Origin of the sequence: Winogradskyella sp. PE311, assembly GCF_046545555.1 — a bacterium.
Lineage (GTDB): Bacteria > Bacteroidota > Bacteroidia > Flavobacteriales > Flavobacteriaceae > Winogradskyella.
Map to the genome: position 1 here is coordinate 139,589 of NZ_JBHZTH010000004.1, position 15,344 is coordinate 154,932.

Here is a 15,344-nt window from a genome sequence, read left to right on the forward strand (position 1 = left end):
TTATAAGTCTAAAAAATTTTGTAACAATTTCTCACCAACCTTACTACTCTTTTCCGGATGAAATTGAACTCCATAAAAATTATCGTTCTCTAAAGCCGATGCATATTCTAATTCATAATCTGAAGTTGCTATAGCTTCGTTACAATTTTCTGCATAATAACTATGCACTAAATACATATAGTCACCTTCAATTATCCCTTTAAATAAATCTGATTTTAAATTCTTAACTGTATTCCAACCCATTTGCGGCACTTTTACTGCATTAGAAAAGCGCTTTACATTAACATCAAAAATGCCAAGTCCTTTGGTGTTACCTTCCTCTGTATGGTTACACATTAATTGCATACCTAAACATATGCCTAAAACTGGTTGTTTTAATTGCGGTATTAATGTATCTAAACCACTTTCTTTAAGCATTTTCATGGCTGAACTCGCTTCACCTACTCCAGGAAAAATAACTTTATCTGCAGTTTTAATCTCTTTTGGATTATCAGTAAGAACAGCTTCATAGCCTAGTCTTTGAAAGGCGAATTGAATACTCTTTATATTACCAGCTCCGTAATTTACTATTGACAGTTTCATTAGAGCATTCCTTTAGTTGATGGTAAAATCATTTTTTCTACATCTTGTTTCACCGCCATTTTTATAGCTTTTGCAAAAGCTTTGAAAATAGCTTCGATTTTATGATGCTCATTCTCACCTTCTACTTTAATATTTAAATTGCATTTTGCACCATCAGTAAAGGATTTAAAGAAATGGTAAAACATTTCTGTTGGCATTTTACCAATCATTTCTCTTTTAAATTCTGCATCCCAAACTAACCAATTTCTTCCACCAAAATCAATAGCCACTTGCGCTAAGCAATCGTCCATTGGCAAACAAAAACCATAACGTTCTATACCTAACTTATTTCCTAAAGTCGTTGCAAATACTTCTCCTAAGGCAATCGCAGTATCTTCTATAGTATGATGCTCATCAACTTCTAAATCACCATTTACTTTAATGTTTAAATCTAATTGACCATGACGCGATATCTGATCTAACATATGGTCAAAAAAAGCAATCCCAGTTTCTATGTTGCTTTTTCCTGTTCCGTCAAGATTTAATTCAATCTTAATTTTTGTTTCGTTGGTATTACGTTCAATACTTCCAATACGTTCTGTAGATTTTAAAAATCTATAAATAACTTCCCAATCATTTGTTTCTAAAGCTATAAATGAGTTTAATTCTGAATTGCTTACTGTAACTTCATCAGTACCTAAATTGGTGTTGTCATTTATAAAAATACCTTTAGCACCTAGATTCTTTGCTAATTCAACATCAGTTAAGCGATCACCTATGACGAATGAATTTGATAAATCATAGTCTTCTGAAAAATACTTAGTTAATAAACCAGTGTTTGGCTTGCGCGTTGGTGCATTATCTTTTGCGAATGTTCTATCAATAAATTGTTCTTTGAAAACAACACCTTCTTGCTCAAAGGTATTTAAAACGAAATTATGAACTGGCCAAAAGGTATCTTCAGGATACACATCTGTGCCTAAACCATCTTGATTGGTAATCATAACGATTTCAAAATTCAATTCCTTAGCAATCTTGCTTAAATATTGAAATACTTTAGGATAAAAATCTAACTTCTCAAATGAGTCAATTTGTTCGTCTGCTGGTTCCTTTATTAAGGTTCCATCCCTGTCTATGAATAATACTGGCTTCATTATAATTGGTTTAATGTCTCGATTAATTTTTGGTTTTCATCTAATGTACCAACTGTAAACCTCAAACAATTATCACATAAAGGCTGAGTTGTTCTATTACGAGCAACAATACCTTTCTCTATTAATTGTCTGTAACGGTTATTGGCGTCATCAACTTTTACTAATAGAAAATTAGCATCAGACGCATATACATTTTCTACAAAATCAATAGCTTCAATGACTTTTGACAACTGTGTTCTTTGGTCAAGAATCATTTTAACTTCAGTATTAACGGTATCAATCGCATTTAGGCGTTTTAAAGCTGCTTGTTGAGTCAACTCATTGATGTTGTATGGAGGTTTTATACGATTGAGGACCGCAATGATTTCTTTGGAAGCATAACAAATTCCGAGTCTAATTCCTGCTAAACCATAAGCTTTTGATAAGGTTTGAGTAACTATTAAATTCTGAAACTCATTCAGTCGTGACAACCAACTATCTTGATTTGAGAAATCGATATAAGCTTCGTCAATAACAACAATGCCTTTAAATTCTTTAATTAATTTTTCAACTTTTAAAGCTTCAAAACTATTGGCTGTTGGATTATTTGGAGAGCATAAGAATAGAATCTTTGAGTTTTGATCTTGAGTCTTTAGAATTTGATTAACATTTGGTTCAAAATTCGAATCTAAAAGCACCTCTTTAATACTTATAGCATTAAGATTTGCTAACACTGAATACATACCATAAGTCGGTGGTAATGTGATGACATTATCTTGATTTGGTTCGCAAAATGCTCTGAAAATAAGGTCTAAAACTTCGTCACTTCCATTTCCTAAAAGGATTTGATTTGAAGGAATTCTTTTTAAATCACTCAAACGCGACTTTACTTTGCTCTGTTGTGGGTCTGGATATCGATTGACATCTGACTCAAACGGATTTTCGTTGGCGTCAATAAAAACCATCTCATTAGTAACCTCTTTGTATTCATCTCTCGCGGAAGAATATGCTTTTAGGTTCTTTATATTTTCTCTTAAAAGATTTTCTATATTCATGACTCTAAATCTTTAAGTCTCAATGTTACAGCGTTTTTGTGAGCTTGTAAACCTTCAGCTTCAGCCATTAATTCTATAGCATTTCCGATGTTTTTAATACCAGCTTGAGATATTTTTTGAAATGTCATACTTTTTTGAAAACTATCTAAGTTAACACCAGAATAGGCTTTTGAAAACCCATTAGTTGGTAAGGTATGATTGGTGCCAGAAGCATAATCTCCTGCACTTTCAGGTGTATAATTACCAATAAATACAGAACCTGCATTACCAATATTTTCCACAAAATAATCATCATTCTTTGTTGCAACTATGAAATGTTCTGGGCCATAGGCATCTATTAAATCTAATGCTGTTTCAAAATCACTAACAACAATGGATTTAGAATTTTTAATAGCATCACTTGCCATTTCTTTTCTTGGCAATTCAGCGAGTTGCGTATGTACTTCTTCACTTACATTTTCTGCAAATGATTTAGAGGTAGTTACTAATATCACCTGGCTATCTGAACCATGCTCAGCCTGACTCAACAAATCTGAAGCCACATAAGCTGCATTTGCAGATTCATCTGCCATTACCAATAATTCACTAGGACCAGCTGGCATATCTATAGCCACACCATATTTAGTCGCCAATTGTTTTGCCACAGTGACGTATTGATTTCCTGGTCCAAAAATTTTATATACTTGAGGAATTGATTCCGTTCCAAAAGTTAGTCCTGCTATGGCTTGAATTCCTCCTACTTTTACAATTTTAGTTAAACCGCAGAGTTGAGCTGCATATAAAATCTCATTAGCAATTTTTCCTTCTTTATTTGGAGGAGTACATAATACAATCTCATTGCAATTGGCAATCTGGGCAGGAATTGCCAACATTAAAACTGTTGAAAACAAAGGAGCTGTTCCACCAGGAATATATAATCCAACTTTTTGAATAGGTCGCTTTTCTTGCCAACATTCTACACCATCCATAGTACTCAAAGACACTTTTTCTGTTCTTTGTGCCTTATGAAAACGTTCTATATTAGATTTAGCTAATTGTATGGCTTCTTTTAATTCTTCTGTAACAGCCTTGATTGCATTTTCAATTTCGGCTTTACTAACACTATTAGATTCTAAGTCAACATTATCAAACTTAGACGTGTATTTTGCTACTGCAGTGTCACCATTACTTCTAATATCTTCAAATACCTGATTAACGATAGCTTCAATATCATCAACGGTCTTTGTTGGTCTCTGTAATAATTCTGACCAATCTTCTAGCTTTGGATTCTCTATGAGTCTCATATTACAATACCATATTTTCAATAGGGCAAACTAAAATTCCTTCTGCTCCATTTGCTTTTAACTCATCAATCATATTCCAGAATTCATTTTTGTTCAAAACAGAGTGTACAGAACTCCAACCCTCTTTTGCTAATGGTGTAATAGTTGGACTATTCATACCTGGAAGAATTTGGGTAATGGCATCTAACTTATCGTTGGGTGCATTTAATAAAACATACTTACTTTCACGACCTCTTAACACAGATTTTAACCTAAATTGAAGTGTATTGACAAGCTCTTGATTTTCTTTAGATATCTTAGGTGATGTTGCTAAAACTGCTTCAGACTTCATCAAAACTTCTATTTCTTTTAATCCATTTTTAAATAGTGTACTTCCACTAGAAACGATATCACAAATGCCATCCGCTAAACCAATATTTGGCGCAATCTCAACTGAACCATTAATTATGTGCAAGTTCGCTTTAACTCCTACTTTATCTAAAAAATGATTTACAGTATTTGGGTATGATGTAGCAATTCGTTTTCCTGATAAATCTTTTAACGATTTAGCCTTAGAAGATTTTGGTACTGCAATGGATACTTTACATTTAGAAAAACCTAAACGCTCTACAATAGTAAGGTCACTTCCTTTTTCTACCAGTACGTTTTCGCCAATAATAGCAGCGTCTACAACACCATCTCTCAAGTATTGAGGTATATCTCCATTTCTTAAATAGAATACTTCTAAAGGAAAGTTACGTGCCGATGCTTTTAATTGATCTTTTCCGTTATCAACAGAAATTCCGATTTCTTTTAAAATTTTCATGGAATCATCATGAAGACGACCCGATTTTTGAACTGCAATTTTAATTTTATTCATAATATTTCCCGAGAAAGCGAGAATCTTTTGTTTTATGTCTGATAAATCAATGAAATTTTTATAAACAAAAAACCCATCTGAAATATCAAACGGGTTTTTAAAATATATTATACTTTATTCAATACACTTTCACCACGCTTGAGCGCTTAAATGAAAATGATGATGTAATTGAATAGATGTCATTTCTTATTTTATTTTTACAAAGGTGAGTAAAATATCTTTATAACTCCAAATTAATTTCAGATTAAAACTGATTTTTAAGAAATTATTAATATTTAACTTCTAAATTATTGATTACCTAATATAATTGGCATGCCACTATCACCAGAACCAATAACAATTACTTTACTATTATCTGATTCAGACAGCTTCACTGTAGCTTCAATACCTTTATCTTGAAGAATTTTATCCGTTAAAGATGCGCTTAATATACGGTTAGCATCAGCTTTACCTTTAGCTTCTATAATTACTTTTTCAGCTTCTTTAGCAGCTGTAACCAATTTAAATTCATATTCTAAAGAGGATTGCTCCTGTTTTAATTTACTTTCAATAGCTTCTTTAATTGTAGGAGGTAAAGTAACATCCCTAACTAAAACTTCATTTAATTGAACGTATTGCTTATCAAGAATCTTTTTAGTCTCTTCAAAAATTTCAATTTGAATGGCGTCACGTTTAGTTGAGTATAAATCATCTGGTGTATAGCGACCAATTACACTTCTTGCAGCACTGCGAATTGCTGGTTGTATTACACGCTGTAAATAGCCTTGACCTAATGATTGGTGTAAATTCCCTAATTGATCATAAACTGGCTCGTACCAAGCAGAAGCATCTATCTGTATTTCTAAACCATTAGACGACAGCACTTTCATCTTTTCAAAAAGCTCCTGTTGACGCACTTCATATATGTAAACTTTATTCCAAGGTGCTACAATATGAAATCCCTCACCCATTGGTGGCTCATCTGTAACAACACCATCTCCAAAGGTCTTAAAAAGCACTCCAGCTTCACCAGAATCTATTGTGACTGCAGATTTTGCAACTACAATAACTAAAATAATTATTCCTATTAATATTGGCAATCCAACCTTGGGTAATTTTTCCATCTTATTTTCTTTTAAATTAATCCGTTATATTTTCTAATAAACCATTCTAAAAATAAACCTATCGCTATTATTCCTAGAAGATAATACCAGTCTATCAAAGGTACAATATTTTTAGTGCTTTTTTGAATGGTTTTATATCTATTATCAGAAAGTAAATCGCTTAGTAAATTATCATAATCTTTACTAAAAAAGGCTTTGCCTTTACTGTTTTCTGCCAGTAATTGAAGTTTATCAATATCTGCATTTAAAAATTGTTTTTCCACATTATATTCTAAGACTTGAAAGCTTCCAGATGCAGATACAGACTCAGAATTATGTTTAACAGTAAATTCATAAGTACCTGCTGATATGCCGCTTAAATCAACTGAATAACTATTAGTATTTAATAAAAGAGGAATCTCTCTACGACTATTACTTTCTTTATTTTTTAAGATAATAGATAACGATGCGGATTTATCAAACTCAAAACTTTTATTGAAGTATTGGGCAGCTATTACAACAGCATCATTACCATTATAAAAAGATTTATAGTCAATATTTATACGATTACGTTTTTTATTTGAACTTAAATACTGGACTAATTTTCCAATAAAATTATCAAAATCAATAAAGCTGTTTGAATTTAGATATGATTGCGCTCTCCACCTCCAAATTCCTTCTCCATTGAGTATAGCAAATTTCATATTATCAAACGCGTACGTCGCAAGCATTGCATCGCCTGTATTAATGCCATTGACAGTTTTATAGAGAATTATGTCGGGAGGTACCAAAAAATTAAAACCGCCAAATTCAGATTTAAGAGGTGGGTAATCATTAAAATCTAAATTATCGATTATAAATGTATTGTAATTTCTATTTAATTCTGGTTGATAATCCTCTGTTTGATTTGTAACTGACCAAAGCACTTTTAAGTGCGTGTTATTTATAAACTCGTAATCTGTTGTAGCTCCAGTTACTATAAAAGCATTACGCCTTTGTGCTTTTACTTCATCTAAGACTAATTTAAATTTATTATTTGGCTGATATAGTATAACTAATTGATAATCATTGGCTTTTAAAATATATTCCTTTGGGCTTAATATAGTTACACTTCTTTGCTCATTGCTTTCTATAGATTTTTTTAAAGTCCCTAAATCTGGATGAAGACGTTCGGCTACAATAGCAACATTAGTTTTTTGATCGATTACCTCTACTCCAAAATTCTTGAAATTATTAAAATTATTTTTTTCATTTAATAATGGTGCCAATTCTACGCGGTATGTTTTCACACCAATATTATTGGCTAACAACGACGTAGAAATAATTTCTGAAGTTTTAGAGGCATTAAATTGTAGTGATTTTCTGAAGACTACTGAATTACCAGACCAAATTTTTAATTCTGTATTAACGGGTGCTATTCCATTATAATTTGCAATAATTTCTACAGGAAACTTATTTTTTAAATAGACATAACGATTTACGTTAAGTTGTTTAATACTTAAATCTGAATATACAGTTGAATCCCCAAGTATTAAAGGATAAATAGGCTGTTTTATGGATTTTGCTATAAAGCTATAATCGGCCCCAAAGGTTTGGTTTCCGTCACTTATTAATAATAGCGGAGCCGTTTGATTAGTGTAAACTTCTCCAAATTGTTTTAAGGCTTCTGATATATTGGATTGCCCTTCATTAAAAGTTAGACTATCTAACTTATTTACTGATTTGCCAAAACTATATTTTTGAATATTGAAACGTTCTTTTATTTCCGAACTAGTTTCAAGTACTTCTAAAAAACTAGTCACATTTTTGCCTTGCTCTAAATAAGCTACAGATTCTGAGTTATCTACCGCAACTACTAAAGTAGGCTTTTCATCATAAAATGATTTAGACTCAAATTTTGGATTAATTAGCAACATTAAAATTGCTAATATTGATACTGCTCTAAGACCTACAAGACTATATTTTAGTTTAGACTTTATTTTAGATTTATACATATACTGAAACAGCGCTACTAAAAGCGCTGTAATTGCAGCTATAATTATATATATATAAGTTTCTAAATTCATCTAATTTCAACTCATAACAGGCCTAATTTTCAGATATTACATATTAAGTTAACATGCCACCGTCTACATTTAATGTTTGACCTGTAACATAAGCACTTAATTCACTTGCTAAAAACACACAAGCATTGGCAACATCTTCAGCAGAACCACCACGTTTTAGAGGTATACCTGCCCTCCAACCTTTTACTGTTTCTTCATCTAATTTTGCAGTCATTTCGGTTTCAATAAAACCGGGCGCAATAACATTACTTCTAATATTTCTAGAACCTAACTCTAAGGCCACAGATTTAGAAAAACCTATGATACCCGCTTTAGAGGCAGCATAGTTGGTTTGGCCTGCGTTACCTTTTACGCCAACAACAGAGCTCATATTAATAATAGACCCTTTACGTTGCTTTAACATCGTACGTTGTACCGCTTTTGTCATATTAAAAACAGACTTGAGGTTTACTTCTATTACGCGATCAAAGTCTTCTTCTCCCATTCGCATTAAAAGATTATCTTTAGTAATACCTGCGTTATTTACCAAAATATCAATAGACCCAAATTCTGCTAAAACATCTTCAGCTAGCTTTTGAGATTCTTCAAAATTTGCAGCGTTACTTTGATATCCTTTTGCTTTTATTCCAGTAGAATTTAGATCTTTCTCTAGTGCATTTGCAGCATCAACTGACGAGCTATAAGTAAATGCGACATTAGCTCCATGCTGCGCGAAAACTTGAGCTATACCTTTACCAATTCCACGACTTGCACCTGTAATGATAGCTGTTTTACCTTCTAGTAATTTCATATTAAATAATTTCGGTTAGTTAGTTTCGTATAATGGCACTAAATGCCTATTCAAATATACCATTTACAAATTGCAAGAAATAAAAAAACCTCACAAGATTTTGTAAGGTTTTTAACAGTTTATTCCCAACATAATTGGGTTATTTTTTTTAACGTAAGTCTAGCCTAATACTTCAGCTACTTTCTTTCCTATCTCAGCAGGAGAATCTACAACATGTATTCCGCATTCTCTCATGATTTTCTTCTTAGCTTGTGCAGTATCATCACTTCCACCTACTATTGCACCAGCATGACCCATTGTACGACCAGCAGGTGCTGTTTCACCAGCAATAAAACCTACAACAGGTTTTTTACTACCGCTTTCTTTATACCAATGCGCAGCATCAGCCTCTAATTGACCTCCTATTTCACCAATCATAACAACAGCTTCTGTTTCTGGGTCATTTATTAATAATTCCACCGCTTCTTTTGTAGTAGTTCCAATTATTGGATCACCACCTATTCCAATTGCTGTTGTGATTCCTAATCCTTGCTTTACCACTTGGTCAGCAGCTTCATAAGTTAATGTACCTGATTTAGATACAATTCCTATCTTTCCTGATTTAAAAACAAAACCTGGCATAATACCAACTTTAGCTTCACCTGGAGTTATAACACCAGGACAATTTGGTCCAACTAAACGACAATCTCTATTTTTAATATAATCAGCAGCCTTTATCATATCTGCAACAGGAATTCCTTCGGTTATCGTAATTATTACCTTAATTCCTGCGTCAGCAGCTTCCATAATTGCATCAGCAGCAAATGCTGGTGGTACAAAAATAATAGTTGTATCAGCACCAACTTTTTCTACAGCTTCTGAAACTGTATTAAAAACTGGTTTGTCTAAATGAGTTTGACCACCCTTACCAGGTGTTACACCACCAACTACATTGGTACCGTACTCAATCATTTGACCAGCATGAAATGTACCTTCACTACCAGTAAATCCTTGAACTATTATATTTGAATTTTTATTAACTAAAACGCTCATTGATATTTTGATTTTAAGTATTATAAATTTCGTGATACAAAAATAAGAGTTTTGAAAGTCAAATACGACCTCTTTTTAAACTTTTCTTTTTGCATAGGAATCCATTGCTTTGTCATGATTTTCATCTGCAAGTTGACTGATTTCGTAACCTCGATACAACTTGTTGTCTTTTATTTCCCAAATCGCAGAAAAACGAGCTAATGAAACTTCTGTATCTGGATTTTCAATTGTATTAGCCAAAAGTGTATGTCTAGTAATAACTGTGTTGTTAGCTTCTATTAGATGCGTAAATTCAAAACGGAGGCTATGATAGGACTTTCTGGTTCCTTCAAAGAAATTAACAATATCATTATACTTCAAAAGACTAAATCCCTGACTACTACTCCAGTGTAATTCACAATCTGGGTGAAAAAATTTAGAAACAACACCTGAATCATTTGCTAAATCTGAATTATAGAAAGCCCTAACTATTTCTTTTGCTGACATCTATATATTTTTTAATTTTTTTAGTATTTCTGGTATTTTATTTATGTAAGCCATTTGCTTAAATTGCTGTCTTGCTTCTTGTGCTGGTGATCCAAAATAGGTTTTTCCTTCTTCAGTGGTTTGTCCGAGACCAGATTGTGCATAAATGGTTGTTCCTTCTTTAATGGTGATTCCACTTTTAACTCCAACTTGTCCCCAAAGTGTAACGTTATCCTCTACAACCACACAACCAGCAATAGCCGTATGCGCCGCAATTAAGCATTTAGTACCTAAGACAGTATCATGTCCTATTTGAATATGATTATCTAATTTACAGCCTTCTCCTATTGTTGTGTCACCACTTACACCTCTATCTACAGTGCATAAAGCACCAATATCAACATTATTTTTTATAATAACCCGTCCACCAGATACTAATTGATCATATCCTTCTGGCCTATTTTTATAATAAAATGCACTTGCACCTATTATAGTTCCTGCGTGAATAGTTACATTATTACCTATAATCGTATCGTCATAAATACTGACATTAGAATGAATAGTACAATTATCGCCAATACTTACATTATTACCAATGAAACAATTAGGTTGAATAATGGTGTCTTTTCCAATTATTGCATCTTTGGCAATTGCAATATTTGATGATTGAAATGGTTTAAAATGTTTTGTGAGTTTATTAAAATCTCTAAAAGGATCATCAGAAATTAGTAATGCTTTTCCCTTAGGGCATACTACTTCCTTATTTATAAGTACTATTGTAGCATCAGAATTTAAAGCCTTATCATAATACTTTGGATGATCTACAAAGACTATATCACCGGGTTCAACAACATGTATTTCGTTTATACCCAAAATTTCAAAATCGTCTGGGCCAATAAACTTACAATCTAATAGGCTTGCTATTTCTTTTAATGAATGTGGTTGTGGGAATTTCAAATTATAAGGTCTAAATTTCTTTAATTAATTTACTCTTTTATACGCTCTTTATAAGTCCCTTTTTCTGTTTCTACTTTAATTTTATCACCTTCATTTATAAATAAAGGCACATTAACCTCTGCTCCGGTTTCTACAGTCGCCGGCTTGGTTGCATTTGTAGCTGTATTACCCTTAACGCCAGGCTCAGTTGCTGTAACTTCTAAAATTACTGTAGCAGGCATATCTACTGATAATGGCATATCATCTTCAGTATTAATTTGAATAGTTACAACCTGACCTTCCTTCATTAAATCAGCTCTATCTAATGCTGACTCTAATAGACGTATTTGAGTATAATCTGCTTCATTCATAAAATGGAAAAATTCACCATCATTATAGAGAAACTGAAATTTATGTGTTTCTACACGTATATCCTCAATCTTGTGACCTGCTGAAAATGTGTTATCTAGTACTTTACCTGTTGTAACACTTTTCATTTTAGTTCTTACAAAAGCAGGCCCTTTACCTGGCTTTACATGAAGAAATTCAATGATTTTATATATATCGTTATTATACTTTATACATAATCCGTTTCTTATATCTGATGTATTTGCCATAAAACTATTTATTTGTTAATTCGTTTAGTTATTAAATTGTTTTCAATTTTAAAAACACTTAATCTGTTATTTCTATTTTATATAGTCTGATAATTAATTCGATTTGAAGTAGCCTTTCATTATACCTCTATGTGAGTTTTTAATAAATTGAAGAATCTCATCTCGTTCTGTAGTGGCCTCCATTTCTGCTTCTATTAAATCCGAAGCTTGTGTATTATTGTAATTTTTTTGATAAAGAATTCTATAAATATTCTGAATCTCTCTAATCTTTTCTGTAGTATAACCTCTTCTTCTTAAGCCAACTGAATTTATACCTACATAAGATAAAGGTTCTCTAGCAGCCTTGACAAAAGGAGGTACGTCTTTACGCACAAGAGATCCACCAGTTACAAAAGCATGGTTACCAATAGAGCAAAATTGATGTACAGCAGTCATACCTGCCAAAACAACATAATCACCAACGGTTATATGACCAGCAAGTGTACTATTATTTGAAAAGATACAATTATTACCAACTATACAATCGTGTGCAATATGACAATAAGCCATTATAAGACAATTATTACCTATAACCGTTTTCATTTTGTCTGTTGTACCTCGATTAATGGTAACACACTCTCTTATAGTTACGTTATTACCAATTTCTACAGTTGTCTCTTCATCATTATATTTTAAATCTTGAGGAACTGCTGATATAACAGATCCAGGGAAAATATTACAATTTTTTCCAATTCGGGCACCTTCCATAATTGTCACATTACTTCCAATCCAAGTTCCTTCCCCGATTTTCACATTATTGTGTATGGTTGTAAAAGGTTCTATAACTACATTCTTTGCGATTTTTGCGCCAGGATGTACGTAAGCTAAAGGCTGGTTCATTTTTCTTATTTTTATTTTGATAAAGTGGTAAAAATGTTTTCGTTTCGCAACTTATGAACGTCTTGTTGAATATTAAATTCTGTTCGGTTCATTTCTTAATTATTTTACTTTAGAGATTTGTGCCATGAGTTCAGCTTCTGCACATAATTTACCATTAGCATATGCATAACCTTGCATATGACAAATACCACGTCTAATCGGTGTGATTAATGAGCATTTAAAAATTAATGTATCACCAGGAACCACTTTTTGTTTGAATTTTACATTATCCATTTTCATGAAAAATGTTAAATAATTTTCAGGGTCTGGAACAGTGCTCAATACTAATATACCACCAGTTTGTGCCATTGCTTCAACAATTAAGACACCTGGCATAACTGGTTGTCCCGGAAAATGTCCCTTAAAAAACTCCTCGTTCATAGTGACGTTTTTCATACCAATAACATGCTGGTCAGAAAGTTCAAATACCTTATCTAATAATAAAAAAGGCTGTCTATGTGGTAACATATCCATAATTTGATTGACATCCATTAATGGTGCTGAATTCAAATCTACTTGAGGTACGTTATTTCGTCTTTCGTTCTTTATAATTTTCGACATTTTCTTTGCAAATTGTGTGTTTACAAAGTGTCCTGGTTTATTTGCAATAACCTTACCTCTGATTCGCGTACCTATTAAAGCTAAATCACCAACAACATCTAACAACTTATGTCTTGCAGCTTCGTTAGGATGATGAAGATTAAGATTGTCTAAAATCCCATTTGGTTTTACAGTTATCTTATCTTTATTAAAAGCGACTCTTAATTTTTCCATTGTCTCTGGCGATAATTCTTTATCTACATAAACAATTGCATTATTTAAATCACCACCTTTAATTAAACCATGTTCTAGAAGCATCTCAATTTCATGAAGAAAACTAAATGTTCTCGCTGATGCAATTTCAGTTTTGAAGTCTGAAACTGAATTCATAGTTGCATTTTGAGTGCCTAAAACTTTAGTCCCAAAATCTACCATAGTCGTAACCTGATATGAGTTAGAAGGCATTAAAATAATTTCACTTCCTGTAGCTTCATCGGTATAAGAAACAACATCCTTTACAACATATTCATCTCTAAAGGCGTCTTGTTCAATTACACCAGCTTTTTCTATTGCTTCAACAAAAAACTTTGAAGAACCATCCATTATAGGTGGCTCAGAAGCGTTTAATTCAATAATAGCATTATCAATATCTAAACCAACTAAAGCAGCCAGCACATGCTCACATGTTTGAATGGTGACCCCATTTCTTTCTAAACAAGTACCGCGTTGTGTATTTGTCACATAATTTGCATCTGCTTCGATTTTAGGACTCCCTTCTAAATCAACACGTTCAAACAGAAAACCAGAATTTTCAGAACCTGGCTTAAACACCAAAGTAACATCAGCTCCAGTATGAAGACCAACTCCCTTTAAAGTGACTTCTTTTTCAATGGTTTTTTGTTTTATTTCAGTTTTAATTATTGCCATCTACTCTTTTTTCTAATTCATTAATTGTTTTAACTAGCTTAGGTAAGTTTTTAAAATATACATAGGATTTATTATAATCACCATAAGTTAAAGCTGGTGATCCTTGCAAAACCTCATTATCTTTAACATGTCTACCAATTCCAGATTGCGCCTGTATTCTAACATTATTTCCTATAGTAATATGACCAACGATACCAACCTGACCACCTATTTGGCAATTCTCACCTATTTTAGTAGAACCAGCAATACCAGTTTGAGCGGCAATTACTGTATTCTTTCCTATTTCTACATTGTGAGCAATCTGAATTTGATTGTCTAATTTTACTCCTTTTCTAATAATAGTACTACCTAATGTAGCTCTATCTATTGTAGTACCAGCGCCAATGTCTACATTATCCTCTAAAATCACATTACCAATTTGCGGTACTTTAGAATATTCTCCTTTTTCATTTGGAGCAAAACCAAAACCATCAGCGCCTATTATTGCACCAGAATTAATAACACAATTATTACCAATAATACAATCTGAATATATCTTACCTCCTGCAAAAACTATACTATTGTCTCCTATGGATACATTATCACCTATGTATGAATTTGGAAATATCTTAACATTATCTCCAATAATGACGTTATCGCCAATATATGTGAATGCACCAATATAAATAGTCTCACCGATTTTCGCCGAATCCGAGATAAAACTAGATTTTTCTATTCCTGTTTTATTCAGTTTTATTTGATTATAATATTCTAATAATTTTGTAAAAGCTCCATAAGCATCTTCTACCTTTATTAAGGTGGTCTTTAAAGGTTCCTCAGATTCAAAATCTGAGTTTACTATAGTAATAGATGCCTCAGTCTTATATATAAATGACTTGTATTTTGGATTCGCTAAGAAAGTAAGTGAACCTTTTTTTCCTTCCTCGATTTTAGAGAGTTGAGAAACTTCTATATTAGGATCACCAACAATTGTACCTTCCAAAATGCCTGCGATTTGTTCTGCTGTAAATTTCATGTGTTAATATCTATTGCCTTTCAGAGGTCACATGTAACATTCGTTTTAATACCTAACTTTATAAG

15 protein-coding genes are annotated in these 15,344 nt (G+C 32.4%); all 15 read right to left on the reverse strand.

The window, feature by feature from the left end; translation table 11 throughout:
- Positions 1-582, reverse strand: a complete 582-nt coding sequence (gene hisH / locus ACFWU4_RS13285) for an imidazole glycerol phosphate synthase subunit HisH (protein ID WP_411128676.1) — start codon at positions 580-582, stop codon at positions 1-3.
- Positions 582-1,715 (reverse strand): bifunctional histidinol-phosphatase/imidazoleglycerol-phosphate dehydratase HisB, encoded by a 1,134-nt coding sequence (hisB, locus tag ACFWU4_RS13290; RefSeq protein WP_411128678.1) that lies wholly within the window; start codon positions 1,713-1,715, stop codon positions 582-584. The genes hisH and hisB overlap by 1 nt, the downstream gene beginning before the upstream one ends.
- Positions 1,715-2,749, reverse strand: a complete 1,035-nt coding sequence (gene hisC / locus ACFWU4_RS13295; RefSeq protein ID WP_411128680.1) for a histidinol-phosphate transaminase — start codon at positions 2,747-2,749, stop codon at positions 1,715-1,717. Before hisC ends, hisB begins: the two co-directional genes overlap by 1 nt.
- Positions 2,746-4,032 carry a histidinol dehydrogenase gene (gene hisD, locus ACFWU4_RS13300; protein WP_411128682.1) on the reverse strand — a complete coding sequence of 429 codons (1,287 nt, stop codon included), beginning with the start codon at positions 4,030-4,032 and terminating at the stop codon, positions 2,746-2,748. The genes hisC and hisD overlap by 4 nt, the downstream gene beginning before the upstream one ends.
- Position 4,033: 1 nt before the next feature.
- A complete protein-coding gene (hisG, locus tag ACFWU4_RS13305; RefSeq protein ID WP_411128684.1) occupies positions 4,034-4,891 on the reverse strand; it encodes an ATP phosphoribosyltransferase in 858 nt (285 codons plus the stop codon).
- Between the two features lie 287 nt (positions 4,892-5,178).
- Complete coding sequence (locus ACFWU4_RS13310) at positions 5,179-5,994, reverse strand: prohibitin family protein (protein ID WP_411128685.1); 816 nt, start codon at positions 5,992-5,994, stop codon at positions 5,179-5,181.
- 11 nt (positions 5,995-6,005) lie between these two features.
- Positions 6,006-8,039, reverse strand: coding sequence for a VWA domain-containing protein (locus tag ACFWU4_RS13315; RefSeq protein ID WP_411128687.1), 2,034 nt, complete (start codon positions 8,037-8,039; stop codon positions 6,006-6,008).
- 43 nt (positions 8,040-8,082) lie between these two features.
- Positions 8,083-8,829 (reverse strand): 3-oxoacyl-[acyl-carrier-protein] reductase, encoded by a 747-nt coding sequence (gene fabG / locus ACFWU4_RS13320; protein ID WP_411128689.1) that lies wholly within the window; start codon positions 8,827-8,829, stop codon positions 8,083-8,085.
- 159 nt (positions 8,830-8,988) lie between these two features.
- Positions 8,989-9,861 carry a succinate--CoA ligase subunit alpha gene (sucD, locus tag ACFWU4_RS13325; protein ID WP_411128691.1) on the reverse strand — a complete coding sequence of 291 codons (873 nt, stop codon included), beginning with the start codon at positions 9,859-9,861 and terminating at the stop codon, positions 8,989-8,991.
- A gap of 75 nt (positions 9,862-9,936) precedes the next feature.
- Positions 9,937-10,347 (reverse strand): nuclear transport factor 2 family protein, encoded by a 411-nt coding sequence (locus ACFWU4_RS13330; RefSeq protein ID WP_411128693.1) that lies wholly within the window; start codon positions 10,345-10,347, stop codon positions 9,937-9,939.
- Positions 10,348-11,283, reverse strand: a complete 936-nt coding sequence (locus ACFWU4_RS13335; protein WP_411128695.1) for a UDP-3-O-(3-hydroxymyristoyl)glucosamine N-acyltransferase — start codon at positions 11,281-11,283, stop codon at positions 10,348-10,350.
- Positions 11,284-11,312: 29 nt separating this feature from the next.
- Complete coding sequence (gene efp, locus ACFWU4_RS13340) at positions 11,313-11,879, reverse strand: elongation factor P (protein WP_411128697.1); 567 nt, start codon at positions 11,877-11,879, stop codon at positions 11,313-11,315.
- Positions 11,880-11,972: 93 nt separating this feature from the next.
- Positions 11,973-12,758 carry an acyl-ACP--UDP-N-acetylglucosamine O-acyltransferase gene (gene lpxA / locus ACFWU4_RS13345; RefSeq protein WP_411128699.1) on the reverse strand — a complete coding sequence of 262 codons (786 nt, stop codon included), beginning with the start codon at positions 12,756-12,758 and terminating at the stop codon, positions 11,973-11,975.
- A 99-nt stretch (positions 12,759-12,857) separates the two neighbouring features.
- Positions 12,858-14,264: a bifunctional UDP-3-O-[3-hydroxymyristoyl] N-acetylglucosamine deacetylase/3-hydroxyacyl-ACP dehydratase gene (locus tag ACFWU4_RS13350; RefSeq protein WP_411128701.1), complete on the reverse strand. Its 1,407-nt coding sequence runs from the start codon at positions 14,262-14,264 to the stop codon at positions 12,858-12,860.
- Positions 14,251-15,279 (reverse strand): UDP-3-O-(3-hydroxymyristoyl)glucosamine N-acyltransferase, encoded by a 1,029-nt coding sequence (gene lpxD / locus ACFWU4_RS13355; protein ID WP_411128703.1) that lies wholly within the window; start codon positions 15,277-15,279, stop codon positions 14,251-14,253. Before lpxD ends, ACFWU4_RS13350 begins: the two co-directional genes overlap by 14 nt.
- Positions 15,280-15,344: the final 65 nt, after the last annotated feature.